Origin of the sequence: Dyella sp. LX-66, assembly GCF_018599165.1 — a bacterium.
GTDB lineage: Bacteria > Pseudomonadota > Gammaproteobacteria > Xanthomonadales > Rhodanobacteraceae > Dyella_D > Dyella_D marensis.
In genome coordinates this window covers 579621-603683 of record NZ_JAHFVJ010000001.1, presented here as the reverse complement: position 1 = coordinate 603683, position 24063 = coordinate 579621, and the positions used below count along the sequence as shown (strand labels likewise).

Sequence of the window (24063 nt, the reverse complement as noted above, 5' to 3'; positions counted from 1 at the left end):
CGTAGAAGATTTCGATATAGGGCCGAGGTTGCGGTGCAGCCTCGGTTTTTTTGTGGGTAAAAACTTTTCCTGGTTGAAGGAATGGGTATGAGGCGCTGGCTGCTTACAGTGTTTTGCTGCGTATTCGGACTGGTGTCTGTTGCTAACGCGCAGAACTGGAATACGTGGAAGTTGGGCACGCAGGCTAGTAACGGCAATAAGCAGATGTGGTCTGAGGCTGATGCCCGTGCGTTCTGGCAGCCGTACCTGGCGTCGGGTTGGCCGTATGGGGTTCCGACCTGCGTGCCCATCGGATGGAGGGAACTACCTGAAAATGCCGCACATGGCGTTCATCAGTACACGCGCTACATGATCGGCGAAACGAGTTGTACCGATTCTTCCGGTCATGCCAGCCTCTATCCGGTGGCTACGTATGAGGTCTATACCTGCGACAACAACTCCGTCTGGTCCTACTACAAGCCTTCCGGGGAATGGTTCTGCAGAGAAGGTTACTACCTCACTTTGGCGGGCAATGAAGCCGATAAGGGGCAGTGCCAATGTGAGCAGGGGAGGGCGGCGACGAAATATCCCATTGAGATGGGCTCCGGGAACATGTCGGAGTCGGCCGTTGACTTCATGGACGGCGATGGTGGGTTGACCTATGCCCGCTACTACAACAGCAATCCACTGACTCCCGACCTCGGTAGATATGGCTGGCAGAACGAGTACGCATCCAGACACATTTACCCTTTAAACAGGAGTCTGAAGTCGCCTCGACCGAATGTAACATTTCGCGCTTCGTCGACTTCTTCGGTTTACGGTTCGGCGGAAGAGGCTTGCGTTCAAGGCATGGGCGACATCGTTCAGGGCATTGGCGGAAGCGCCCCCAATCCTGACTTCACCGGCGTTACCGCGACATACGCAGGAGGCGGTCAGTGTCAGCTCTCCAACGGAGCGGTGGTTTCTGTGCTCAACACCGTTGGGGCTTTGGCGTACTCGAAGCCCATGGCGGACGCAGCGGTTGCTTTTTCCGTCTTCCGCCCCGATGGCCGCTATTACCACTTCGTCTGTTACAACGGCACCTGTTCATCAGCCGGCCAGAGCGCTATTTCCCTCGCGGCGACGAGTGCCGGATTCACGTTGACCGCCGAAAATGGCGATGTCGAAAGTTACGACATGAACGGCAATCTGCTGCAGATCGCCCGGCGTGACGGCTATACAAGAACGGTTGCGACGACATTTGGACCCAAGTCGGACATGGGCCAGGTCAGCTCGGTGACCGACAGCTACGGGCGAGTACTGAGCTTCAGCTACTCCACCGCCGGGCTGCTCGATCAGCTCACCTTGCCCGATCAGACGACGGTGCACTACACGTACGATGGCATCGGCCGTCTGTCTTCCGTGACCTATGCGGATGGAAAGTCGGTCGGCTACAAGTATGAGGCCACGGGTTTCCCTCAAGCCTTGACAGCCTGGGTGGATGAGGTCAACTCCACCTACGCCACGTGGACCTACGACAGCACTACCGGCATGGCGACCGGCAGCGCGCTCAATGGCAATGTGGACACGAGCACGCTGAGTTACAGCGGTGACGTAACCACCGTAACCGACAATCTCGGCGCCCAGCGCAGCTATAACTACCAAAGCATTGCCGGCGGCCGGCGGTTGATGATGGTCAGTGGGCCCGCATGCAAGGAATGCATGGGCCAGAGCATGACCTATGACGCCAATGGTTTTCTGAAGACCGCCAAGGATTGGAACGGTGTCACCACCAGCTATGTTTTCGATGCAAAAGGCTTGCTGCAGCAGCGCGTCGAGGGCGTAGGGACGGCGACGCAGCGTACGGCCAGTATCGGGTGGAGTGCGGCCCTTCGCGTACCTCTGACGCGGACGCTCAGCGATGCCGGCAGCAATGTCGTGTCCAGCACCAGCTGGGTTTACAACGCCGCCGGATGGGCGCTTGCGCGCTGTGACATCGATGCTTCGACGGCAGCGAACTACACCTGTGCCGCTACTGGGACTGTTCCTGCTGGCGTGCGTCGCTGGACCTATACGTATTGCGATGCCGTGGATGGCACGCAATGCCCCCGCATCGGACTGCTTCTTAGCATCACCGGACCGCGCACCGACATCACTAGCACGGCCCATTACGGCTACTACCTGAGCGCCGACGAGTCGGGGTGCGGCACAGCAGGCGGCACCTGTCACCGGGCGGGCGACCTTTATCAGGTCACCAATGCCATTGGGCAGGTCACCACTATGGTGGCCTACGACAAGAATGGCCGTGTCGTCCGTCAGCGCGACGCCAACGGCGTCCTGACCGATTCGACCTACACGCCGCGCGGCTGGCTGTCGACTCGCACCGTCCGCGCGAACACTGACGGCAGTGCCTCACCGAACGATGCCGTCACGCAGATCGGCTACACGCCTTACGGTGCCGTTGCCTCGATCAAGGACCCGGACGGCGTGCAGGTGACCTACACCTATGATGCCGCCCACCGCCTCACCGGTATCACGGACGCCCTGGGCAACCGCATCCACTACACGCTGGATGCTGCCGGTAACAAGACCAAGGAAGAAACCTTCGATGCCAGCAACACCCTGCGCCATTCGCTGGCCCGCAGCTACAACACGCTGGGCCAATTGACCGGCATCAAGGATGGCCTCAATCGCACGGTGTTCGACGCCAGCTTCAGCGACAGCTATGACGGCAATGGCAACCTCGTGCGCAGCGCCGATGCGCTGGGCATCCAGCGCAAGCAAGGTTACGACGCGCTGAACCGCCTGGTCAGCACGATCGATAACTACAACGGAACCGACACCGCTACGCAGAACACCCAGAGTGTGTTCGCTTATGGCCCGCGCGACGAGCTGCAGGGCGTGAGCGATCCGGATAGTTTGAACACGACGTACGACTACGACGGCCTGGGCAACGCCACCGGTCTACACAGTCCGGATACCGGCACATCCACCTACGTTTATGACGCCGCGGGTAATCGCATTCAGGCCACGGATGCGAGGGGCGTGGTCAGTCACAGCACCTACGATGCGCTGAACCGCGTTACGGCGACCACCTATCCGACCAGCTCCGCCAACGTCAGCTATCACTATGACGAAGCCAATAGCGTTACCGGTTGCACGGGCTCCTATCCAGCCGGCCGCCTGACTAGCATGGTGGAGACAGCGGTCACCACGGTCTACTGCTACGACCTCCGCGGCAATGTGGTGCAGAAGCGCCAGACCCAGGGCACCAACGTCGATACGGTCAGCTACACCTATACCGTGGCGGATCGCCTCGCTAGCACTCGCACGCCGGATGGAACATTCATCCAGTACGGCCGCGATGGCTTGGGGCGCATCAATGTGGTCACCGCACAGCTGCCGGGTGCGGGCAGTGCTGGCAACGTGGTAACCAATGTCAGCTACCTGCCGTTCGGTCCTATTGCCAGTTATACGTTGGGTAATGGCCAGACGATCACGCGTAGCTACGATGCTAACTACGCGATGACGGATGTCGTCAGTCCGGCGCTGAATCTTCACTTCGCGCGCGATGCGATGGGCAACATCACGGCGCTGGGCAATGCGCCGGGCGCCAATCCAGCCATCGAGACTTACAGCTACGACCCGCTCTATCGCTTGATGGGACTTAAGGATGCCCAGGGGCAGGCCATCGAGGCGTACACCTATAACAAGACGGGCGACCGCCTAAGCAAAGCAAGCAACGGGCTGGCAACGGGAACCTATGGTTATCAGGCGGGTACGCACTGGCTGACGAGCATCGGAAGCAGCGCACGCACATACGACGCCAACGGCAACACCACGGGTAATGGGACGGGTGGCGACACGTTCGGCTATGGCTACAACGACCGCAATCGCATGACGGTGGTGCAGCACAATGGCCAGACGGTTGCGAACTACGTCTATAACGCCATGGGGGAGCGTGTGGCCAAGGAGGCCGCGACCAATCAGCGCTTCGCCTACGACGAAGATAGCCAGCTTGCGGGTGAGTACGGTACGACGAGCCGCACCTACGTCTGGCTCGACAACTTGCCAGTGGCTATGGTGGATACCAATGGCGTCACCAGCACTGTGAGTTACGTGCATGCGGATGCTCTAGGCACACCGCGAGCGGTCACTGACGGCTCCGGATCTATGGTTTGGCGGTGGGGCTATGACGCAAATCCGTTCGGCGAAAAGGTTCCTTCAGCCACGGGAACAACCCTCAGCCTGCGCTTTCCTGGCCAGTATTACGATGCAGAGTCGGGCCTGCACCAGAACGTTCAACGAGATTACGATCCAGCGGGTGGACGTTACGTTCAAAGCGATCCCTTGGGTATCGAGTCTGAATCTGGTCCATCTACGTATGCCTATGTTGATGGAAGTCCGATGAACTTCTTCGACCCCCTTGGGGAAAGCAAGGTGCAAGGTTCCACGAATATCGGTGGCAACGATCCGCTTATGCCAAGGCTCACTGCTAAATCTGATCCCAAGGAAATTGATCGCGCTATTAATGCGGCGCGAGACGCTGTGAAGAGTGGCAGCCTCAAAGGAGCGCGGCTGCGTAAAGTTGTCGGATGGTTAAAAGTGGCTAAGAGAAATTTCCTCAAGGCTGATTGTCCACCGCTCTTGTTCGAATTCCTCGAACAGAAAATGGGTGAGCAATGCCAGATGTCTGGAGATGCATTCAGTTGCCACATGTTCGAAGCCCTGGGCGGAAAGGTAATTTACGACGATGGAAGTATTTAGAGGGAGGGCTGCGATGGCAAACGATCTAAGATATAAGCGCCTTATGGCCGCAAAAATGGCCGGTCTCTCCGGCGAATATGCCTCTGCCTATAGCCTCATGGATACGCTACTTGGTCAGTTCCCTTATGACGCTGAAGTGCATCGTTTGTATGGGAATATTCTGGAGTTGGACGCCTTCTCGGAGGATGTGATTCGGCCAATGGATTCGCGACTGCGGAAGGCTAGGCGGCACTATAGGGTCTTGATGAGCGATCAAGACGGTGGCTATTTCGCTTTGTTTGACTTTGCGGAGCACTTCGCCAATATCGGGAGATTGCGCATTGCAGGACATTTCTTTCGCCGATTTGTAGAGCGTTGCGAAGGCGTGTCTACCGCCGAGTGTGAAGAAGAGCTTGCAAGTAGTTTGGATTGGTTGCGTGACAACGCGGTGGATGGGGGTTAACCGCTATTCGCGCTGACCTTTGAATAAGAGGCTAGGGGTTTTTAATCGGACATGCTTTTCAGTGGAGCTTTAACTGGAGATGGTGGCTCGTTGACTTTCAAAAGCCAAGGCGATTCGGTATTTAATAATATGGAAATCAATGTTATTGCTAACTTTCCTGGCGAGAGTGCGATATTCTCCAATCTGGGGGTGCTTTTTAAGATCGAGTCCTGGTCTGATCGGTTGGGTGTGTCGATAGAGCTGACCAGCAACGCTTCAGCATCTGATATCGATCAGGCAATTGTAGGTTTTGTCGGCGCGCTTCAATCTGTGCTTACCGAGGTGCCTGAGGGAGGGGAGCTCCGTGTTGCGGTGTACTACACACCAGATGAGGTTGCGGCGTTTATGGTCTCCCTCTCGATGGACGCCATTCGTTTGCTTGCTGAGACTGGATTGACGCTTGAGGTGACGGGCTTCCCCTGTTTGCCTTAGGCGCTGTTTTGCCTGCACAGAGGCACTGATATGGGATGGATGTCAGGCGAGCAACTATGGGATGGGCGCGTTAACAGCGCCTTGTGTCGGCTTAGGCATCGCCATTGCCTCGGGGCTTACTTTCTCAGATGAAGTTGGTCGGATATGGGGCAATTAACTGTTACTTCTTTGGATCAGAAGGTGATGGAAGTATTTCCGGTCGCTATTGCGTTGAAGGGTGAGGTTATTTGGCTCGGCTGGGTTTCTCCAGAGGACGGGCATGAATTCTTTTTGACCGAAAAAGGGGTGCTGATTTTTTCTTGTGACGGCAAGAGCGGGCTGCTACAGGAAGTAAAGAAGGTGTTTCCCGATGTTCAGTCAGGGGTTGAGAGTTTTTTTGATTTTGACTCAGTCGCTGAGGCGGCTGGCCGAGGCGTTATTCCTGATGGAAATCTTGTTTTAGATACATGGAATCTGTTGATCGATGTTAACCACACATTTGGCAGTGAAGGAAGAGTTTCTTCTGAATATCATGATGTTTACTCGAGGGTATTTTCTCAGAGTGAGGCCGCGCCAATAGTTGGTGTTCAAAAAGTCGAATTGTCCGCGAGCGACATAGCAGTTGTGAGAGAGGTCTTTGAGGAGGGTTTTGAACTTCTCGCTCATAAAATCAGGATTGCAAAAGCAGCTAGGGCCGAGCCATCCAATGGCGTCGCTGGTAAACAGAATGGATAGGCATACCTTCATCTCTAGCGGAGGTCCCAGTCACTGCCCGCCCTTTATCCTGCGGGCTCCTGTCAGAGGGGCATGTGCAATCGATGACTAACAAGATGCTCGCTTGGCTGATGGGATTGCTGGTCGTCTTTGGGACATGTCGGTATGGCTATCCGGCAGTTTTACGGCATGTATATGGGGAGGTTCCACCCGCTTGGCGGATGGATTTCACGCATATAACTATCGGGCAGATCAACTCGAAGCTGGGCGTGCCTGACGACGTGATGTCCGTCAAGGAGTATCAAGTTTGGTCGCGCGACCACTGGTGGGGAGTTGAGGAGCTAAAGGTCTTGGCATCCGGTTGCTGTGCTTCAGAATCCAGGCCGAGCGAAGCCTACTACCTGGTTCATGCGAAGGGTTTCTATGATCCAGTTGTGACGCGGCGTATTCATTAGTCTGAGCGTCCCAAGAGGGTCGGTTGCTAAGTTCGAGGCTCGATATGTTGCGTCGCTTTTGGTTCAAGTTGTCTAGCAACGGCACGCCGTCCGCGCTGAACATCGGCTGCGGAATCACCGCTTACGATATGAATGACGCGTGGGCTTTTCTGTCCCAGGATGTTTTTCCGGTCCTCGGCGAAAGAGAGGTGCTGGAAGTGATTGTTGATGTTGATGTGAGCACCCTCGATCAGAGGCATGTCATCCCGAATATGGCCGCTCCGTCCAACAGGGGTGTATGGTTTCCGCGGTTGTAGTTATTTGCTGAGATAGGGCGAGGGAGAGCTTGTGGCCGTCAGCGTGACAATAGACGAGTAGCGTCAAACAGAAGTGGCTCCCGGCCCCTCACGCATACCGCGCCAGAAACATATCCACCGCCGACTCCGCCACCCGCTTGCGCTCCTTCGGCCGCAACGGCGGTTGCCCCAGAGTGATCTGCGGCCAGAACGCGAACGTCTTCACCAGCCCTTGCAACTGATGCGCGGCAAACACTGGATCGTCGATCTTCAGGCGCCCATCGGCAGCCGCTGCACGCAGCCACACCGTCAGCCCCTCTTCGCGCTCATTCATCCGCGCCACCATCGCCTGCGCACGCTCCGGCGAATGAATCGCCGCAGCAATCGCCACCCGCGCCAGCGACACGAACGCCTCGCCATGCAGCAGGCGCATCTTGTGGCCCACCAGTTCCAGCAACTGGTCGCGTAGCGGAAGGTCGGGGCGGTAGGTCAGTTCCTCGCCCTCCCGGCTCGCCTCCCACAGCTGATGCATGATCTCGATGAACAGCACTTCCTTGCTGGGGAAGTGGTTGTAGACCGTGCGTTTGGAGACTTCGGCGCGGGCGGCGATGCGGTCCATGCTGGTGGCTTCGTAGCCGGCGGAGCGGAACTCGTCGATGGCGGCCTCCAGGATGGCGGCGCGCTTGAGATCGGTGAGGCGGGTGGGGCGGGTCGGGGTCGGCATGCCCGGATTTTACACTGCTGGGTTTACATTTGCCTCGCGGAGAAATTACACTGCTCGGTGTAGTTTCCTTTCCCCGCTCCCTGAACCCGGGAATCCCTATGAAGATCGTGCTGGGCCTGCTCGCCCTCGCTGTCATCCTGGCCATGCTGGCCAGCCGCCGCGCGCGTGCCGCGCTGGGCGGCTACGAGGCCTCGCCGCAGCGCGGCGGCGACCGTTTCCGCAACCCGCGTCTGCGCCCGCCGGAAGGCCTGGGCAAGATGCTGCGGATCATGTGGAACATGATGCTGTACAAGCCCAAGGACGCGGTGCCGGACGCGCCGCTGCCGGTGCAGCGCGTCACCCGCGCGCAGCTGGAAGCCGCACCGGACCGCAGCCTGTATCGCCTCGGCCATTCCACCCTGCTGCTGAAACTGCGCGGCGGTTTCTGGATCACCGATCCGGTGTTCGCCGAACGCGCCTCGCCGTTCTCCTGGATGGGCCCGAAGCGTTTCCACGCGCCGCCGATCGCGCTGCAGGACCTGCCGCCGCTGCGCGGCGTGGTGCTCTCGCACGACCACTACGACCATCTCGACCGCGGCACCATCGAGTTCCTCGCCGAACGCGTGGATGTGTTCCTCACCCCGCTCGGCGTGGGCGACCGCCTGGTGTCCTGGGGCGTGGATGCGGCCAAGGTCCGCCAGCTCGACTGGTGGCAGGAAACCGAGGTGGACGGACTGCGCTTCGTCGCCACCCCGGCGCAGCATTTCTCCGGCCGCGGCCTGTTCGACAGCGACAGGACGCTATGGGCCTCGTGGGTCGTCATCGACGGCGACCTGCGCGTGTTCTTCAGCGGCGACACCGGCTATTTCGACGGCTTCAAGGCGATCGGCGAGCGGCTGGGTCCGTTCGACGTGACCTTCGTCGAAACCGGCGCCTACGACGCGCAATGGCCGTACGTGCATATGCAGCCGGCCGACTCGGTGCAGGCGCACCTGGACTTGCGCGGCCGCTGGATGATGCCGATCCACAACGGCACCTTCGACCTGGCCATGCACCGCTGGCAGGACCCGTTCGAACAGGTGACGGCGCTGGCCGCCGAGCGCGGCGTCGCGCTGTCGACTCCGCGCATGGGCGAGCGCCTGGATCTGGCCGCACCGCATACGGGCGAACGCTGGTGGCGCTTGTTCGAAGCGCCGGCCAAGCGTCCCGCGCCGCTGCTGTCCGCGGCGGGCCACGACGCGCGCTGAGCGTTTAGCAGGCGACGGCGCGCCCGCACGGCGCGTCGTCGTCTTCGCGGTGGATCACATCGCCGCCATCGGGAAACTCCAGCACCATCCGCGGCGCGCGCTGCATCCATCTTGCAGTCTCTTGCTGCACGCCCAGTGCGCCGGCCATGGCGCGCCGGTCCACCGCGCGGCTGCGCCGGCGCCGGTCCAGATGGGCGAAGCGCAGATAGTTGTAGGACGACCACGCCAGCATCACCGCCGCGCACAGCGCGGCCAGCAACAGCAGCTTGGCCAGGTCCTGTCCGCCGTGGCCGTGCTCGCGCACCACCATCTCGACATAGCCCAGGCGCACGCCCAGCGCCCATGCCAACAGGGTCGCCAGCGGCAGCCACAGCGAGATCCAGGCCATCCACGCCATCAGCGTGGCGGTGGTGAACAGCAGGCGGCGCGCGGGGTGCTGGCGCTCGGGGCGGTGGATCACGATCGCTTCGGCTTTCATCGTATGCCTCGGTCGGGGCTGACCCACACGGCGCGCGTGCCCTTGCGTTTGAGCAGCGCCTTCGGCAAGGCCGCCACGGTGGTGGCGGTGCTCAGCAGCCAGTAGGTCAGCGGATACCAGATCATCCAGTAGTAATTGCGGCCCACGCGTGTTTCGTAGCGGCGGTCGATCAGCGTGCTGATGCCGAACTGCAGCAGGCACACGATGCCGAGCACCACGCCATGCCATTGCGGCAGCAGGCTGGCGATATGCAGGGCCGCCGGCAGCGCGATGAACTTGCCCAGCAGCCACAGCGACACGATGGCCAGCATCACGTAGGCCCACACCAGGCTCAGCAGGTATTCCAGCGCCACCGGCCACATGCGGCGGCGGCGCCAGCGCAGCAGCTCCGGCAGGTAGCGCAGGGTCACTTCCACGCCGCCCTGCGCCCAGCGCAGGCGCTGCTTCCACAGGCCGCGCAGGGTTTCCGGCATCAAAATCCAACACAGCGCGTTCGGCTCGTAGCGGATGTCCCAGTGGCGCATCTGCAGGCGCCAGCTGATGTCGATGTCCTCGGTCACCATGTCGGTGTTCCAGTAGCCGACATCGTGCAGCGCGCTGCGGCGAAAACAGGCGATCACGCCGGACACCGTGAACACGCGGCCATACACGCGCTGCGCGCGCTTGATCAACCCGATGATCGAAGAGAACTCGCCCACCTGCAGCTTGCCCAGCAGGGTGGAGCGGTTGCGGATGCGCGGATTGCCGGTGACCGCACCCACGCGCGGGCTGCCCACCATATGGCTGACCAGCCAGTGCGTGGCGTAGTCGTCCAGCAGCGCATCGCCATCCACGCAGACCAGGAAATCGCCGCGCGCCGCCATCGCCGCCATGCGCAGGCCCATCGCCTTGCCCTGGTTGCTGGCGAAATGGATCACCCGCAGCCGCGGATACTGCTTCTGCAGTTCGTCGAGCTGGGCGCCGGTGTCGTCGGTGGAGCCGTCGTTGACCGCGATGATCTCGAAGTGCGGATAGCGCTGCGCATCGAGGTGGGCGATGGTCTCGCGCACCTGTTCGCCTTCGTTATGGCAGGGCACGATCAGGGTGACGAAGGGTGCGTGCGGCAGCGCGGGCGGTTCCACGCGCAGCGGTTCGCCGCGCTCCCAGCGCAGGTAATAGATCAGCCCGCCGCTCATCCATACGAAGGACATCAGCAGCGGGTAGTAGAAGGCGTAGTCCAGCAGGACGTCCATGATCTCGCGCATGCCGCCTCACGGTTCCCGGTAGGGATGTTCGGCGGCGGAGATATACGGCCGGATCGCTTCCAGCGCCGGCCGTCCGGCAACGAAGTCGTCCGGGTAGTAGCCGAGGTGGCGCGCGCCCTGAGCCTGCAGCAGGCGCAGCCGCGCGCCCAGCACCGCGGCGGGCACCGGCTTGCCGCCGGCGCGCCAGTCGGCGGTGGCCAGTTCGAACACGGTGCGGTCCATGCCGTGCGGCTGCGCGGCGACGGCGGCGGCCAGGCGCTTGAACCAGGCGTCGGTAGCCGGTTCTTTATCGAGCTGCGGCATGGCCATCAGCGCGGTGTAGTCGTAGGCGGCGTTGAAGGCGGCCAGGCTTTGCGCGAACCAGGCTTCGGAGGCCGGCTGCAGCACGGGGCGCGCGTAGAGATTGCGCGCGGTCTTCAGCTGCGCACGCCATTGCCGGGCGCGGTCGGTCAGTTCGCGGGTGAAGTCGATCAGGTATTGCGTGCGCTGCGCCGGCGTGGCGGTTGCGAGCGGGCCGAGCATGTCGGTGTCGCGCAGGTAGGCGTCGTCGGAGAACAGCAGGCCGGTCATGCCGCCGTGCATGGCGAGGTCTTCGTACACATCGCCGATCAGTGCGCGCACGCGCGGATCCCACGGCGCCAGCCGATCGTGATCGCCATCCTTGCCGCGGCCGAGCGCCGGCAAGTCTTTCGCCTGCGGGAAACGGAACGCCAGCACCGGCATCCATGCATACACCTCCACCTCGCAGCGCGTGCGCAGCTGCCAGGCCACGCGGGCGAACAGGTCGGCGCGCATGGGCAGGTGGCGGTTGGGAAAGTACACGGCGTCGGCCACGCCATCGCCGTCCGGATCGGCATAGGCCTGCAGCCACACCTGGGAAGGCTTGAGCCGGCGGATGCGGTCGAGCAGGGCGGAGAGGTTCTTTTCCTGCTGCGCCGGATCGGGGTCGTAGACGTAGTCCAGGTCCACCTGCACCACCCGCTGCGCATCGATCGCACGCTGGCGATAGATGAGTGCGGCCAGGCCTTGCACGCCGATATCGTCGGAGATCAGCAGGCGCGGGATATTGCTTCCTTCCACCAGTTGCACCGGCTCGTCATCCAGGCTGAGCGAGACATCCATGCCCAGCGCCGCGGCTTCCGACTGCGCGATGCGGTTGTACGCGCCGTATGGCCACACGATGGCGCGCGGGCGCCGGCCGGTGTGCTGCGCGATTTCGTCGGCGCTGTGCGCAAGATCGGCGCGGATGCGCGCGCGGTAGGCCTCGGGGCTTTCGTAGCCGGTCTTCGGGTCGTAGGCCAGGCTGATCGCCGCCGGCATCAGGTTGCCTTGCGGGTTGGCGAGCACGCCCTGGTGCAGGTCGTCGGTGTGCGAGGCGATTTCCACCAGGCCGGAGGCGCGCATCTCCTGCACCTGCGCCCAGCTGACGAAGCATTCGCGCCCGCAGCTGTCGCCGTTGTAGTCGAAGCGCTTGCCTTCCGGCAGATCCATCCAGGAGTTCTCCACCGCAAACAGCGCCGGGTAGCCATAGGCGCGCAGCAGCGGGAAAACGCGGGTGTAGAAGCTGATCAAGCCATCGTCGAAGGTGAGCAGTACGGCCTTCGGGGGCAGGGCGCGTTCGCCGCGGCGCGCGGCAATCACATCGTCCAGGCTCACCATGCGGAAGCCGTTGGTACGCAACCATTCGAAATGGGCGATCAGATGGTCGGTGCTGATCGCCGTGCTATCGCGGCGGCCCGCATCGCGGATGTCGTCGCGCACGTCGTGGTAGTTCAGCACGATCAGCGGCGGCAGCGGCGCGCGCGCAGGCACGGGGCCGGACACGGCGGCGAGGCGGTCGGCCGCGCCGGCCGCGGGTGCGGCCAGGGCGAGCAGCAGAAGCAGGGCGTGGCGCCAGCGCAACATGGTCATTCGCCCCAATGCACGGTGAGGTCGAGCATCACGCGGTTGTCGCGCTTGCCGTCATAAGGCTGGCTGTTCCAGCCGATGCCCCAGCCGAACGACAAGCCGCCGCGCGGCGCCCAGCGCTGGCCGTAATGCGCGCTGGCCATCCAGTCGCTGCCGTAGCGGCATTCGTCGTAGCTGCCGAAGGACAGATCCAGCTGGTGGCTCCAGCTGCGCTCGTAGCGCTGGTACAGCAGGTTTTCCAGGCGCCCGGTGAGCGCGGCCCAGTGCGCGCACGAGGGGCTGTAATAGGGCACGTCGCTGCGCGAGTTGCGCGTGGCGCCGGCCTGCAGGCCGCCGTCCACGGTGAACCACGGCGCGGTGTAGGCACGCTGTGTCCATGCCGCTTCCCAGCCGTAGCGGCGGTTGCCGTCGCTGTAGCGGTCGGCGTTGGCGCTGAGCTTGATCGCGCTCAGCTCGCTGGCGCGCCACTGCGCCGACGCGTTGAGCGCATGCGCGGTGATGCCGTAGTAGTGCGCGCGCAGTGGCACGTCGGTGTCGCCGGTGTTGCTCCAGTCCAGCGCATAGGTCCAGTGATCGTTCGGCAGCCAGCGCAGGCCGGCTTCCACCGCGGTGCGGCGGGTGGCGTTGCCCACGGCGGGCAGCAGTTGCACGTAGGCTTCCAGTCCGCGCGCGTAGCCGCGCAGGCCGAGGCCGAGGCGTTCGCGCTGCGTGTGGCCTTCCGGCAGGTTGGCAGAAGCCAGGCGGGTGATGCCGACGATGCGCCAGCGGTCATCGAGCAGCGGGCTTTGCAGGGTGGCCTGGGTTTCGTGGTCGGCGTCGCCGAAGTTGGGCGAGCCGCCGCGGCCGCGATCGTGTTCCAGGTCGAACTGCCAGCCGCGCTGGCGATCCCAGGCCTGGCGGGCGACCTGTACCTGCGGCTCGCGCGGCACCACGGCTTCCAGTTCGCGCATGGCCGGTTCCACACGGGGGAAGTCGCCCATGTCGCGCCAGCCTTCGATGGCGCCGAGGCGGATCGAAGTGTCGTCCGGATCCAGGCCAGCGGCGCCCATCAGTGTATTTTCCGCGCGGCGCGGCCAGCCGCGTGCGCGTTCCACGTCGGCCAGCTGGTTCCACACCGAAGCATGGGCCGGGCCTTCCGCGCGTAGCGTGTGCAGGCGCTGCCAGGCTTCGCGATAGAGCCAGGTTTCCTGGCGTACCAGGGCGGCGACCAGGTCGGCCTCGGTCTTGTGCGGATTGGCGCGTGGGCGCACGGAGCCGGGCGAGGGCAGCCAGGCGGGTTCCTTGGCGGCCATGCCGTCGATCCACTGCTGCGCCTCGCGATGGCGGCCGGCTTCGAGATAAGCATGGGCGAGGCCGATGCGTGGATCGGCTTCGTCTTCGGGATAAGGGCCGGGATGCGCGTGAGCGGCCGTTGCATAGAGCGGAATGGCCTGCTCCGGCTGGCGCTGCTGCAGCAGTGCATCGGCGACCGGTGCATCGGCATACGCCGGCAGCGTGCCGCCGCGTCGGCTCAGTGTGCGATAGGCGTCGACGGCTTCGGCACTGCGCGAGGCGCGCGCGAGCGCGATCATGCGGTCGGCGGCGGCAATCGCATCGTCGGCGGACGGCTCGCCGCGCACGCCCAGCGCACGGTCGGCTTCCACATAGGGATGGCGCGTGTCGGCCGGCATGGCCTGCGCCCAGCGCGCCTGGTGCGCGGCGGCATCGGCTTCGAGACGGGCGAGTTCGGCGGTCGGCAACGGCGTGGGCAACTGCTGCGCCAGTTCCAGTGCGCGTCCGGCGGCGCCGAGTTCGGCCAGCAGTGCGATGCGCAGGCGCTGGGCGTCCGTGTCTCCGGGCCAGCGCAGCAGCAGGTCTTCGCAGGCGGCCAGCGCTTCCAGGCGATGGCCGGCCTGGTGTTGCGCGCGGGCCTGCGAAAGCAGTTCGTCCCGCGCATTGGCCGGGTTTGCATAGAGGGAGCTCACGCCAAGCGCGATGGCGAGCGTCGCCAGCGCCGCGCATCCCGCGCCGCGGCCGGTCCTGGCTGGCGCGGAACGGTCGCGTTGTCGGGGCGGTACTGGATACATGGCTGCGCTGCTGCTGTGGCGCTCATCGGACAGCGCCGGCCAGTGGCCCTGGGGACGCATTCGCGTCGTGCGCGGATCGAGCGGCATCGAAAAGTTTCCAGACAGGCCGCGCCGGGGTAGAGCGCGGCCTGCCTCCGACACAGGGTCGACGCATGACGTCCGTGGCATGCGGGAAGGCATCTGGCGAGCCGTGTCGTCTGCCCTTGTCCACCGTGGCGGTCAGGGGCCGGTCGCCGGTGATGAAGAGTTTTCCCGGATCGGCCCGCTGGCGGAATCAGAAAAGTCCTAGACGGCGAACATAGCGAAACGCCCGATTTTCAGAGAAATCCCATGGATGCCGCGGCCGCGTGCGTGCTGCAATTTTCAGGCAGCCGCGGATTGCGCCGCGCCTGGTCCGATGGTCCTCATCAAGGTACCCGCCATGAACTTTCCGAACACGTACCAAGCCCCTGCATTGACCCGCAAGAACCAGCGCAACCTCATCCGCATCGCCCTGCTCGACGACCACGAATTCATTCTCAAGGGCCTGGTCTCGCACCTGCGCCAGGTCAGCGCGGTTACCGTGGTGGGCAGCCACCAGTGCAGCCGCACCTTGCGCACCATGCTGGCGGAGATCCCGGTGGACGTCGTGCTGCTGGACTACGCGCTGGGCCAGGACGACCTCGACGGCATGGCCCTGGTCAAGGCGCTGCGCTCGCGCTATCCGGAGCTGCGCATCCTGGTGGTGTCGGGGCATTGCCAGCGGGTCACCGTGAACATGCTGCTGCGCGAAGGCGCCAACGGCTTCTTCGCCAAGCACCAGCCGGCTGCGGAGATGGCCGACGCCATCGCCCGGGTCGTGGCCGGCGAGACTTACGTGCCGGCCTCCCTGCTGAAGGCGCTGCCGACCCGCCGGCAGTCGCCGCTGTCGCCGCGCGAATGGGAGGTGGTGCGCTGCTTCCTCGACGGCATGTCGGTGAGCCAGATCGCCATCAAGTTCAATCGCAGCCTGAAGACCATCAGCACGCAGAAGTCCACGGCCTACAAGAAGCTGGGCATCCTGAGCGACGCGGAGCTGTTCAAGATGCGCGAGCACGTGCTGCAGGCCCGCAATGCGGCGTAGAGCCACCTCCGCCGCCACGTACGCGATGGGGCGCTGCGATGCGCTGGCCGTGGCGCGCGCCTGCGTGCAGGCGCAGGCGCGCCGGCTGCGCAAGATGGGCATCGATGCCGGTATCGAGCTGCCCTGCGGCGCCTTGCCCTGGCTGAGCCTCGACGAGCCCCGCCTGCGCCAGCTGCTCGACCAGGCGCTGGAAGGCGTCGCCATGCGCGCGGGCAGCGGCAGCGTCCAGCTCGCGCTGTGGCGCGGGACGTCGCGCGAGGGTGCATTTCAGCTTTGCGTGGAGGCGTATGCGGACGACCCGGCGGCGGGTTCTTCGTTCGAGCTGGATGTCGCCGGCGGCGAGGCAACGGAGGCGCCCGTGCCGCCCGCCGGGCGGGAACGGGTGCTGCTGGTCGAGGACCATCCGGCGCGCCGCCGCATCCTGGCCGCGCAGTTCGCGCGGCTTGGCGTGGCGTGCGATTCGGCGGCTGACGCATCGGTCGCGGGCGCTTCCATCGCCGGGCACTACGGGTTGGTGTGGCTGGGCGGCGCGGCCGCGGTCGACCGCGTGGCGCTGGTCACTTCGCTGCGCCTGCTGGAACGCAAGGGTGGCCATGCGCCGGCGCGCATCGCCGGCCTGCGCGATGTCGCCGTATCGCCCGCACCGGCGCCGGCGGATATCGATGCCTGGGTCGAATGGCCCTGGTCGCTGGACGAACTGCAGCGGTTCTGCACGGACACGCCGCCGCAGGAGAACGAAGCCGACGCCTTGTTCTTCCGCGAAGGGCTGCGCGATGCGGCGGCGATCCGCGCCGCGCTGGCGGCGGCGGACTGGCCGGCGGTGGTGCGCCATGCGCATCGCATCAAGGGCGGCACCGTGGTGCTGGGCGACCACGACGTCTGCGCGCTGGCCGCGCGGATCGAGTCCGCCGCGCGCCGTACCGTGCCCGATCCCATACGGTTGCAGCGCCTGCTGTCGGTGCTGGAAGACGCGCTGCGCTGCGCGTCGATCTGACGGCTTTCCGGCCTAGCCGTTCCTGCCGGCGGCGATCATGGCGGGCAGGCGCCGGCGCGCGACCGCGCCGATGCCGGCGATCAGCAGGCGCGACAGCACGGCCATGTCCGGCGGCAGCTGGCGGCGGCGCACGTCCAGCAGCAGGGCGATGCGCCACTGGTCGCTGTCGTTCCACACCTCGTGCGGGAAGGTGTCGTCCCACAGCATGGCGTCGCCCTCGCCGATGCGGTAATCGCGGTCGGCCAGCCGCAGCACCGCCGCCGGCTGCCCGTCCTTGCGCACCGGTACCGACAAGCCCAGCTGGAAACGCAGCACGCCCTTGAACGGGCCGCGGTGCTGCGGGATGTGCTTATGCGGGGCCAGGAACGAGAGCGTCGCCGAGAGCACGTCTGGCGAGGTGCGTACCAGTTCGCCCAGGAAGGGGCAGGCGGCCATGTGTTCGTCCACGTCGTTGCCGTAGACCTTGAGCAGGTACATGCGCCAGTCGTGGCCGTCGTTGTCGGAGATGGCGCGTTGCTCGGCCATCAGCTCGTGGAAACGCGGCACTGCCTGCAGGTGCGTGGTGAGCGCCAGCGCCTCGTCGCGCAGCGCCGTCCAAGCGTCGGCGAAGCGCAGGCCGTCGGGAAAGCGTTCGGCCAGGTCGAGTACCGGCGGGGTGCCGACGCGGGCGTCGTAGAGTGCGCGCAGCGCTTGCGACGAGAGGTCGTACAGGCGGCTCATGGCGGCGATGGTTTCCGTGCCCTTGGAACGTGCAGCAATACTCGTCCAAAGGTGACTGCATCGTAACGCCGTGGCGCAGCAGGAAAGCAGCAGGAAAGTGCGGAGCGGCCGGCCTGGCCGCTCCGCACACCCGGGCTCAGCGGCCCAGGTCGGACAGGAAACGCTTGGTGTACTGCAGCGGCGACGTGCTCGGCACCGAGTTACAGGTGGGCGAGGCATAGCCGCCGTTGGCGCAGGGCGTGTCGCGGTCCAGCGACCAGAAGTGCAGGCCGGCCAGGCCGTTGCTCACCGCATAGCTCACCACCGTGTCGGTATTGGCCAGGGTGAAGGTCTCGGCGCTGTTGTCGTTCAAGCCGATCATCGGCGTCAGCTCGATTTTGCTCAACGGAATGCCATAGGTGTGCTGCAGGTTCTTGGCGGCCTGGATCGCCGACTGGCCCATGTCGCACACGCCATTGCTGACCACGCAGATCGACGGGCCGGCGGCGCCGTAGTCCATCACCATCAGGTTGATGGTGTAGTTGGTCAGCGACGGATTCGCCTTGACCGCGCGCACCACCATGTCGCCCAGGCTGTTGACGCCGCCGTAGCTGCCGTCGGAAGCGGCCAGGGTGGCCAGGGTGAAGGAGAAACGCAGGCTCGGATGCAGCGACTGGCCGTAAGCCGCCGCGGCTACCAGCGCATTGATCTGCGCCTGCGACTGTCCGCCTTCGATGTCGAAATCCACGCCCAGCATCTGCGGCGTGTAGTAGCGCGACAGGAAGGTGGCCATGCCGGAGGTGCTGCCGCAGGTGAAGCTGCCCGCCGCGCCGCCGGTGGAAACCACATACGGCAAGCCCGCGTTGGACAGCGCCGCGACGTTGACGCTGGCGAAGGTGGCGCCGGGGATGCCGCCCCAGCTCTCGCTGCCGCATTCGCCGGTGGCGAAGGCCAGGGTGATCGCGCTGAGGTTATGCACGTAGTTGGAATACAGGCTGCCGCTGCCGACGACGGGGATCGCCGTTCCGGTGGCCGCGGCGGTCTGCATGGTGTTGGTGTTCCAGTTGAGATTGATGGTGACGTCCTTGTACGGGCTGTACAGCAGGTTGGCGCCGGTGCCCGGGGGCGGGGGAGGCGTGCCGCCACCACCACCGCCGCCGCCTCCACCGCCTCCACCGCCTCCACCGCCTCCACCGCCTCCACCCGAGCCGCCGCAGGCGCCCTGCGACGTCCACGGCTGGCCGCTGCCGGCGCCGCCGCTGCTGGTGGCCGGGTCGTTGCCCTGTGTCCACCAGTTGGCCTTGTAGTTGACGCCGTTCTCGCTGGCGACGTTGCCGCCGACATAGACGGTGCCGGCGCTCCACGCCGCCGCGCAGGCGGGCAGCGATTGGGCGATGGCGCTCGACATCGGCGCCGCCGTGAGCAGGCAGGCATAGGCGAGGGCGCTGGCGGTGCTTCCGAGGATCGCCGACAACGTGCGCGATCCCACGTGATGCTTGGCATGCATAAGACGTTCTCCTCTCTTTGATGGCGCGGCGTAGTGATTGGCCAGGGCGCCGCCGGGCCGGTGTCCCCGAGGGAAGGACGCCGGCCTTGTCCCGTCGCTTGCGGGCCGCTGCGCGTGCTTGGGCAGTCGGCGTTCGCCCTGGTACTGACAACGTTGTCTTCTGTTGTCCCGGCAAACTGTGAACCTGGGCGGGAAATGCGCTTCTGCGGCGCAGCACGCGAAATCCTGCGTATTGCCGCGAGCGCGGCTAGAGCGCGGATGACGTGACGATCGGGTGAAATTTGACAACGTTATCAGCGCGTGTGCCGGATGGCCGCAAGAACCGGCAGGGGGATGTACTACCATCGCGGTCCTCCCCCACGACGCGAGCGGACGACCATGAAGTTCCTGGTGATGATCTATTGCGACGACAGCATGCTGGCCGAGCTTCCGGATGGGCAGTTCGACACGATGATGCGCGGTTGCCTGGACAAGGCCGACGATTTGAAGCGCAAGGGCATCCTGCTCGACAGCCAGAAGCTGGAAGCGCCCAAGCAGTCGCGCACCATGCGCATCCGCCAGGGCAACACCACCATCGTGGATGGCCCGTTCGCGGAGACCAAGGAATACCTCGGCGGCTTCAACCTGATCGAAGCGAAGGACATGGACGAAGCCATCGAGATCGCCAAGTCCTTCCCCTGGGCCAGCATCGGCAGCATCGAAGTGCGCCCGGTGGCCAGCCTGGAAGCGGAGCGCGAGCGCGTCAGCGTCGCGGCTTAAACGCAGATACGAAAACGCCCACCCGCCGGTGCACAGCGGGTGGGCGTTTTGTTTTGGCGCGTCGCCTTACTTTTTCTTCGAGGCGATTTCCGACTCCACCACCATGTCCAGCACATAGGCGGTGGAAGGTGCATCGGCCGGCGGATTCTTGAGGGTGAAGCGCTTCACGCGCAGCACGTTGCGGATGCCCGGCTCGTGCGTATAGCCCTCGATGTCCTGGTACAGCGGCTGCCATTCGCCCGTGCTCTGCACCACGCCGTTCTCGCCGTACTTGCGTTCGCGCACCTGCAGGCATTGCTTGTTGGGAATCAGCGGATGGCTGCAGGGCTTGGCTTCGGCGGCTACTTCGAGAAATACCGTTTCGCCTGCGCTGCCGTAGCGCGTCTCCGCGGTCGGTTCGCCGGTGAAGACCAGGGTGTCGCCGTTGTCCGCGGCCAGGCTCAGCTTCGGCGCGTCGCCTTCGCTCTGCACGCTCACGCGCGGCTGCTGCTGCAGGCGCTGCGAGATGGCGCCGTCGAGAGCGGCCAGCGCCTGGTCCTGGCAGGCCATCATGGTCTGCGCCATCGAGCCGAGTTTCAGCCGGCCGCTTTCCACTTTGAAATGGCCGCCCAGGCGGTTGCAGGCGTTGCTGACGCTGAGCCGGTCGCGTACGAAATCCAGCTGCAGCGGCTGGTCGGGGCGTACGAACAGCGCGTCGATGCGCTTGCCGTCGGCCGCGCTGGCGGCGCTGAGGCGCCAGTGATAGCGGGCGAGGATGCCGGTATCGAAGGTCGATGCCGTGGTGGCGACGGCGGGCGCGGGTGTCGCGGCGGATGCCGCAGCGGCGGGGCCGGCGTGGTTGGACGGCGTCTGCGAGCAGGCGGCCAGGGCCAGCGGAAGCAGGGCGAGCAGCAGGGGGCGGTGGTTCATGGCTTCTCCTTATCGACCGTCGTTCAACGCACGCCGCGGCGCCATGGGGTCGGCGCGATGCCGCGGCAGGCATCTACGGGTGCGCTGCATATGCCATAGGCGGCGTTTCGGTTTCGTCATGACGGAGGCTTCACGCCGGCTGCGCTCCTTTGGCGCGTCCGGCCGACCGGCCCTCCATCCGAACGCAGAGGAATTCGCATGAGCAAGAAACCGAGCATCGTGCTGGTGCATGGCGCCTGGGGCGATGGATCGCACTGGAGCAAGCTGATTCCAGTGCTGCATGCGAAGGGGTATCGCGTGAGCGCGGTGCAGAACCCGCTTACTTCTCTGACCGACGATGTCGAACGCACCCGCCGCCTGGTCCAGATGCAGGAAGGCCCGGTGCTGCTGGTCGGCCATTCCTATGGCGGCGCGGTGATTTCAGGCGCGGGCAATGCGCCGCAGGTGGTGGGGCTGGTGTATGTGGCGGCGTTCGCGCCCGACGAGGGCGAAGCGGTCGGCGCATTGCTGGGCCGTGACGAGCAGCCCGCCGGCGCCAAGGCGATCCGTCCCGATCCGCACGGCTTTCTGTGGCTGGACCGCAAGCTGTTCAAGGAAAGCTTCTGCCAGGATCTCGGCGACGACGCGGCCTTGATCATGGCCGCCGCGCAGAAACCCACCGCCGTGCGCTGCTTCGAGGAAACGGCCGGCGCGCCCGCCTGGAAGCAGCTGCCCAGCTGGTACCAGGTGTCGCTGGAAGACCACATGATTCCGCCGCAGACCCAGCAATGGATGGCGCAGCGCATCGGGGCGAAGAAGACGGTGGAGCTGGCCTCCAGCCACGCCTCGCTGGCGGCGTATCCGCACGAGCTGGCGGCGCTGATCGAAGAAGCGGTCGAGCAGCTCTAGCGCGGATCAGGCGCCGCTGGAGCCGAGCGCCACGACGTTGCGCGGCACGGCGTGCGGTTCCTGCGCGCCGTGCGCCTGCAGCCATTGCGCACGCAGCTCGTCGTAGGAGGCGAGCTTGGCCTGCAGCCAGCGCTGCACCTTGGGGCCGAACAGGCTGTCCACCTTGCTCTCCGGCGCGTGCAGGCGGCCGTTGAGCGCGCGGCGCTTCCACGGTTCCTGATCGAGGTCGGCGATCACCTGAGTGCAGTTGTCGTCCAGCGACTGCGCCGGATCGAGTTCGAGGAAACGGCACAGCCGCTTCCATTCCTGCTGCGGCTGGGCAATCAGGTCTTCCAGGAACAGCAGGTAATGCCGCGGATGGCTCAAATAGCTGCGGTGGATCTGCACCGCGCGATTCCAGCGCCGCGCCCAATGCACCGCACCGCCGCCGAAGGCGGCGTCGCTGCCGTCGAACAGCAGGCTGGCGTCGATCAGCGAGGCGATCACTTCCGCGCCGGGGCGGATCACGTGCACGAAGCGCGCATCCGGCACCATGCTTTCGATCTCCGGCAGATAGAGCAAGTGATTCGGCGTCTTCTCCAGCCACATGCCGCGTTCCGCGGCGAGCGCAAGTTCGTCGAGCAGGCGGATAAAGCGGCGCTGCAAGGTATGCATGCGCAGCGACGGCCGCGGCAGCGCGTCGGGCGCCGCGGTGGTGATGCGCTGCAGGGAGAGGAACAGCTCGCGCTCGTGCTTGCGGGTGAAGCCCAGGCGCTGGCGCAGTCGCGGCGCGCGATGCTTGGCATGCGCATCGCCCCAGCGCCAGGCCAGGTTGCCGTGCACGTGCGCGAAGAAGCCGGTCTCCGGCAGCGAGAATACGGCGGGGTGCCGGGCCAGCATGGCCTGGACGACGGTGGTGCCGGAGCGGGGGCAGCCGACCACAAAAGTTCGTTTCATCGCGAGGGCTTCCCCGGGGGACGCGTGGCCACGGACGTCATGGCCATAAGTAGCGACCAACGCAGGATTCCACGATGCGTTGACAATCGCCAGGGTCAAAAACCTGCGCCCAGCGGTTCGACAGCGCGCACGAACCCCGCTACCGTGCCGGCGTTCTCCGGCCGGCCACGCCCATGTCCGTTTCTGCGTCCGGTGCGCGCGGCGCTTCGCACCGCGTGGTGCTGGACACCAATGTCTGCCTCGACCTGTTCGTGTTCCGCGATCCCGCGGTGGCACGCCTGGCGCGCGCGCTGGCGGAAGGTGCGGTGGAAGCGGTGACCGATGCCGCCTGCCGCGACGAATGGTGCCGCGTGCTGGCGTATCCGCAGCTGGCGCTGGACGAAGCAGCACGGCAGGCAGCGCTGGACGAGCACGACCGCTGGATCCGCCTCGCCGCTGAAGCACCGAACGCAGCGCCAGGCATCCGCCTGCCGCGCTGCGCCGATCCGGACGATCAGAAATTCCTGGAGCTCGCGCTCGCCGTCGGCGCGGCCTGGCTGCTGAGCAAGGACAAGGAAGTGCTGCGCCTGGGCCGGCGCACCGCGCGCGACGGCCTGTTCGCGATCGCGACGCCGGCGGACTGGCTGCGCGCGCAGCCGGGCGAGGCTTGAGCTAAGGTCGCCGCCATGGAACCGGTACTGATCTATTGCCCTTACTGCGGCGAAGCGATCGAGATCTATGTCGACGACTCGGTCGAGGGGCAGACCTATGTGGAGGACTGCCAGGTCTGCTGCCGCCCGATCGTGCTCAGCGTGGCGCTGGACGAAGACGGCGCGCCGAGCGTGCGCGCGGCGCGCGAGGACGACGCTTAAGCCGCGATCGGCAAGGTCTCGATCACGCCCACGCCCATCTGGTCGAACTTCGCGCGGGTGGCCAGGTCGCTCTCCGGGGTGACCGGGCGGCTGAGATCCCACAGCACGTGGGATTTGAAACCGAGCGCGGCCGCGTCCTGCGCCGTCCACAGCACGCACACGTCGCGCGCCAGGCCGCACACATAGACCTCGTCCACGCCGCGCCCGCGCAGCCAGTCGGCCAGCTCGGTGCTGGGGCGGGTGCCGTTGGGGCCGTAGTTCTCGCGGAAGCCGCTGTAGGAATCGACCCTGGGGTCGCAGCCCTTGCGCACCACCAGATCGAGCCTGGACCAATCGATGGCCGGATGCAGCGCGGCGCCGGGCGTGTCCTGCACGCAGTGCTCGGGCCACAAGGTCTGCGCGTGGCCGTACAGCGGGATGCGTTCGAACGGCGCGCGGCCGGGATGGCTGCTGGCGAAGGAGACATGCCCGCGCGGATGCCAGTCCTGCGTGGCGACCACATGGCGAAAAGCGCGGCTGTCCAGCAGGCGGCGGATGCCCGGCACGATGGCGTCGCCTTCGTGGCAGGCCAGGCTGCCGCCGGGCATGAAGTCCGGCTGCACGTCCACAACGATAAGGGCGGCGCGTTGGCTGATGGGGTATCGCATGGAGGTGTCGCGGGCAGGGTGTCTCGGTGACTGAGTCTAGCCCCACCGCCGCGGCTTGAGGTGT

Annotated in this window: 23 protein-coding genes; 13 read left to right on the top strand and 10 right to left on the bottom strand. The window is 65.0% G+C overall.

Annotated elements, in window-relative coordinates:
- Window positions 1-87 precede the first annotated feature (87 nt).
- From KK141_RS02695 to KK141_RS02670, 6 genes are all read left to right on the top strand, one after another.
- Window positions 88-4725 (top strand): RHS repeat-associated core domain-containing protein, encoded by a 4638-nt coding sequence (locus tag KK141_RS02695; protein ID WP_214570835.1) that lies wholly within the window; start codon window positions 88-90, stop codon window positions 4723-4725.
- Between the two features lie 13 nt (window positions 4726-4738).
- Window positions 4739-5167: a hypothetical protein gene (locus KK141_RS02690; RefSeq protein ID WP_214570834.1), complete on the top strand. Its 429-nt coding sequence runs from the start codon at window positions 4739-4741 to the stop codon at window positions 5165-5167.
- A gap of 90 nt (window positions 5168-5257) precedes the next feature.
- A complete protein-coding gene (locus KK141_RS02685) occupies window positions 5258-5638 on the top strand; it encodes a hypothetical protein (protein ID WP_214570833.1) in 381 nt (126 codons plus the stop codon).
- A 183-nt stretch (window positions 5639-5821) separates the two neighbouring features.
- A complete protein-coding gene (locus tag KK141_RS02680; RefSeq protein ID WP_214570832.1) occupies window positions 5822-6352 on the top strand; it encodes a hypothetical protein in 531 nt (176 codons plus the stop codon).
- Between the two features lie 83 nt (window positions 6353-6435).
- Window positions 6436-6786, top strand: coding sequence for a hypothetical protein (locus tag KK141_RS02675; protein ID WP_214570831.1), 351 nt, complete (start codon window positions 6436-6438; stop codon window positions 6784-6786).
- Between the two features lie 44 nt (window positions 6787-6830).
- A complete protein-coding gene (locus KK141_RS02670; protein ID WP_214570830.1) occupies window positions 6831-7082 on the top strand; it encodes a hypothetical protein in 252 nt (83 codons plus the stop codon).
- A gap of 88 nt (window positions 7083-7170) precedes the next feature.
- Here KK141_RS02670 and KK141_RS02665 read toward each other — a convergent pair whose 3' ends face one another.
- Window positions 7171-7785, bottom strand: a complete 615-nt coding sequence (locus tag KK141_RS02665; RefSeq protein WP_214570829.1) for a TetR/AcrR family transcriptional regulator — start codon at window positions 7783-7785, stop codon at window positions 7171-7173.
- Between the two features lie 98 nt (window positions 7786-7883).
- Between KK141_RS02665 and KK141_RS02660 the strand changes: the two genes are divergently transcribed.
- A complete protein-coding gene (locus tag KK141_RS02660) occupies window positions 7884-9011 on the top strand; it encodes an MBL fold metallo-hydrolase (RefSeq protein ID WP_214570828.1) in 1128 nt (375 codons plus the stop codon).
- A 4-nt stretch (window positions 9012-9015) separates the two neighbouring features.
- On the opposite strand, the gene pgaD is transcribed toward KK141_RS02660, so the two are convergent.
- Genes pgaD through pgaA form a run of 4 tightly spaced genes read right to left on the bottom strand, consistent with a single transcriptional unit; the run spans window position 9016 to window position 14605 of the window.
- Complete coding sequence (pgaD, locus tag KK141_RS02655) at window positions 9016-9489, bottom strand: poly-beta-1,6-N-acetyl-D-glucosamine biosynthesis protein PgaD (protein ID WP_214570827.1); 474 nt, start codon at window positions 9487-9489, stop codon at window positions 9016-9018.
- Entirely contained in the window at window positions 9486-10733 is a 1248-nt protein-coding gene (gene pgaC / locus KK141_RS02650) for a poly-beta-1,6-N-acetyl-D-glucosamine synthase (RefSeq protein WP_214570826.1), read from the bottom strand. The genes pgaD and pgaC overlap by 4 nt, the downstream gene beginning before the upstream one ends.
- 6 nt (window positions 10734-10739) lie before the next feature.
- Window positions 10740-12644, bottom strand: coding sequence for a poly-beta-1,6-N-acetyl-D-glucosamine N-deacetylase PgaB (gene pgaB / locus KK141_RS02645; protein WP_250901493.1), 1905 nt, complete (start codon window positions 12642-12644; stop codon window positions 10740-10742).
- On the bottom strand, window positions 12641-14605 hold the full coding sequence (gene pgaA / locus KK141_RS02640) for a poly-beta-1,6 N-acetyl-D-glucosamine export porin PgaA (RefSeq protein WP_214570824.1): 1965 nt from the start codon (window positions 14603-14605) through the stop codon (window positions 12641-12643). The genes pgaB and pgaA overlap by 4 nt, the downstream gene beginning before the upstream one ends.
- Window positions 14606-15128: 523 nt before the next feature.
- On the opposite strand from pgaA, the gene KK141_RS02635 reads away from it, so the two are divergent.
- Entirely contained in the window at window positions 15129-15809 is a 681-nt protein-coding gene (locus tag KK141_RS02635; protein WP_214570823.1) for a response regulator transcription factor, read from the top strand.
- Window positions 15799-16803 (top strand): Hpt domain-containing protein, encoded by a 1005-nt coding sequence (locus tag KK141_RS02630; protein ID WP_214570822.1) that lies wholly within the window; start codon window positions 15799-15801, stop codon window positions 16801-16803. Before KK141_RS02635 ends, KK141_RS02630 begins: the two co-directional genes overlap by 11 nt.
- 12 nt (window positions 16804-16815) lie before the next feature.
- Here KK141_RS02630 and KK141_RS02625 read toward each other — a convergent pair whose 3' ends face one another.
- Together KK141_RS02625 and KK141_RS02620 are read right to left on the bottom strand one after the other, a co-directional pair.
- On the bottom strand, window positions 16816-17523 hold the full coding sequence (locus tag KK141_RS02625; protein WP_214570821.1) for an aspartyl/asparaginyl beta-hydroxylase domain-containing protein: 708 nt from the start codon (window positions 17521-17523) through the stop codon (window positions 16816-16818).
- Between the two features lie 136 nt (window positions 17524-17659).
- On the bottom strand, window positions 17660-19009 hold the full coding sequence (locus KK141_RS02620; protein WP_214570820.1) for a carbohydrate-binding protein: 1350 nt from the start codon (window positions 19007-19009) through the stop codon (window positions 17660-17662).
- Between the two features lie 378 nt (window positions 19010-19387).
- On the opposite strand from KK141_RS02620, the gene KK141_RS02615 reads away from it, so the two are divergent.
- Complete coding sequence (locus KK141_RS02615; RefSeq protein ID WP_214570819.1) at window positions 19388-19768, top strand: YciI family protein; 381 nt, start codon at window positions 19388-19390, stop codon at window positions 19766-19768.
- A 66-nt stretch (window positions 19769-19834) separates the two neighbouring features.
- On the opposite strand, the gene KK141_RS02610 is transcribed toward KK141_RS02615, so the two are convergent.
- On the bottom strand, window positions 19835-20677 hold the full coding sequence (locus tag KK141_RS02610; RefSeq protein WP_214570818.1) for an META and DUF4377 domain-containing protein: 843 nt from the start codon (window positions 20675-20677) through the stop codon (window positions 19835-19837).
- Between the two features lie 198 nt (window positions 20678-20875).
- On the opposite strand from KK141_RS02610, the gene KK141_RS02605 reads away from it, so the two are divergent.
- Window positions 20876-21565: an alpha/beta hydrolase gene (locus KK141_RS02605; protein WP_214570817.1), complete on the top strand. Its 690-nt coding sequence runs from the start codon at window positions 20876-20878 to the stop codon at window positions 21563-21565.
- A gap of 6 nt (window positions 21566-21571) precedes the next feature.
- On the opposite strand, the gene KK141_RS02600 is transcribed toward KK141_RS02605, so the two are convergent.
- A complete protein-coding gene (locus KK141_RS02600; protein WP_214570816.1) occupies window positions 21572-22501 on the bottom strand; it encodes a sulfotransferase in 930 nt (309 codons plus the stop codon).
- Window positions 22502-22674: 173 nt separating this feature from the next.
- Between KK141_RS02600 and KK141_RS02595 the strand changes: the two genes are divergently transcribed.
- The gene (locus tag KK141_RS02595; RefSeq protein WP_214570815.1) at window positions 22675-23151 is read left to right on the top strand and encodes a PIN domain-containing protein; all 477 of its coding nucleotides are present in this window, start codon (window positions 22675-22677) and stop codon (window positions 23149-23151) included.
- Window positions 23152-23166: 15 nt separating this feature from the next.
- Window positions 23167-23352: a CPXCG motif-containing cysteine-rich protein gene (locus KK141_RS02590; protein WP_167258605.1), complete on the top strand. Its 186-nt coding sequence runs from the start codon at window positions 23167-23169 to the stop codon at window positions 23350-23352.
- Here the strand turns inward: KK141_RS02590 and pncA are convergent.
- Window positions 23349-23999 carry a bifunctional nicotinamidase/pyrazinamidase gene (gene pncA, locus KK141_RS02585; protein WP_214570814.1) on the bottom strand — a complete coding sequence of 217 codons (651 nt, stop codon included), beginning with the start codon at window positions 23997-23999 and terminating at the stop codon, window positions 23349-23351. The two genes, KK141_RS02590 and pncA, sit on opposite strands and share 4 nt — an antisense overlap.
- Between the last annotated feature and the right edge of the window lie 64 nt (window positions 24000-24063).

Excerpts from the sequence above, each read along its gene's own strand:
- KK141_RS02695 (WP_214570835.1), top strand. The coding sequence starts at position 88 with ATGAGGCGCTGGCTGCTTACAGTGTTTTGCTGCGTATTCGGACTGGTG.
- KK141_RS02690 (WP_214570834.1), top strand. The coding sequence starts at position 4,739 with ATGGCAAACGATCTAAGATATAAGCGCCTTATGGCCGCAAAAATGGCC.
- KK141_RS02680 (WP_214570832.1), top strand. The coding sequence starts at position 5,822 with ATGGAAGTATTTCCGGTCGCTATTGCGTTGAAGGGTGAGGTTATTTGG.
- KK141_RS02675 (WP_214570831.1), top strand. The coding sequence starts at position 6,436 with ATGACTAACAAGATGCTCGCTTGGCTGATGGGATTGCTGGTCGTCTTT.
- KK141_RS02670 (WP_214570830.1), top strand. The coding sequence starts at position 6,831 with ATGTTGCGTCGCTTTTGGTTCAAGTTGTCTAGCAACGGCACGCCGTCC.
- KK141_RS02665 (WP_214570829.1), bottom strand. The coding sequence starts at position 7,785 with ATGCCGACCCCGACCCGCCCCACCCGCCTCACCGATCTCAAGCGCGCC.
- KK141_RS02660 (WP_214570828.1), top strand. The coding sequence starts at position 7,884 with ATGAAGATCGTGCTGGGCCTGCTCGCCCTCGCTGTCATCCTGGCCATG.
- pgaD (WP_214570827.1), bottom strand. The coding sequence starts at position 9,489 with ATGAAAGCCGAAGCGATCGTGATCCACCGCCCCGAGCGCCAGCACCCC.
- pgaC (WP_214570826.1), bottom strand. The coding sequence starts at position 10,733 with ATGCGCGAGATCATGGACGTCCTGCTGGACTACGCCTTCTACTACCCG.
- pgaB (WP_250901493.1), bottom strand. The coding sequence starts at position 12,644 with ATGACCATGTTGCGCTGGCGCCACGCCCTGCTTCTGCTGCTCGCCCTG.
- KK141_RS02635 (WP_214570823.1), top strand. The coding sequence starts at position 15,129 with ATGAACTTTCCGAACACGTACCAAGCCCCTGCATTGACCCGCAAGAAC.
- KK141_RS02630 (WP_214570822.1), top strand. The coding sequence starts at position 15,799 with ATGCGGCGTAGAGCCACCTCCGCCGCCACGTACGCGATGGGGCGCTGC.
- KK141_RS02625 (WP_214570821.1), bottom strand. The coding sequence starts at position 17,523 with ATGAGCCGCCTGTACGACCTCTCGTCGCAAGCGCTGCGCGCACTCTAC.
- KK141_RS02620 (WP_214570820.1), bottom strand. The coding sequence starts at position 19,009 with ATGCATGCCAAGCATCACGTGGGATCGCGCACGTTGTCGGCGATCCTC.
- KK141_RS02615 (WP_214570819.1), top strand. The coding sequence starts at position 19,388 with ATGAAGTTCCTGGTGATGATCTATTGCGACGACAGCATGCTGGCCGAG.
- KK141_RS02610 (WP_214570818.1), bottom strand. The coding sequence starts at position 20,677 with ATGAACCACCGCCCCCTGCTGCTCGCCCTGCTTCCGCTGGCCCTGGCC.
- KK141_RS02605 (WP_214570817.1), top strand. The coding sequence starts at position 20,876 with ATGAGCAAGAAACCGAGCATCGTGCTGGTGCATGGCGCCTGGGGCGAT.
- KK141_RS02600 (WP_214570816.1), bottom strand. The coding sequence starts at position 22,501 with ATGAAACGAACTTTTGTGGTCGGCTGCCCCCGCTCCGGCACCACCGTC.
- KK141_RS02595 (WP_214570815.1), top strand. The coding sequence starts at position 22,675 with ATGTCCGTTTCTGCGTCCGGTGCGCGCGGCGCTTCGCACCGCGTGGTG.
- KK141_RS02590 (WP_167258605.1), top strand. The coding sequence starts at position 23,167 with ATGGAACCGGTACTGATCTATTGCCCTTACTGCGGCGAAGCGATCGAG.
- pncA (WP_214570814.1), bottom strand. The coding sequence starts at position 23,999 with ATGCGATACCCCATCAGCCAACGCGCCGCCCTTATCGTTGTGGACGTG.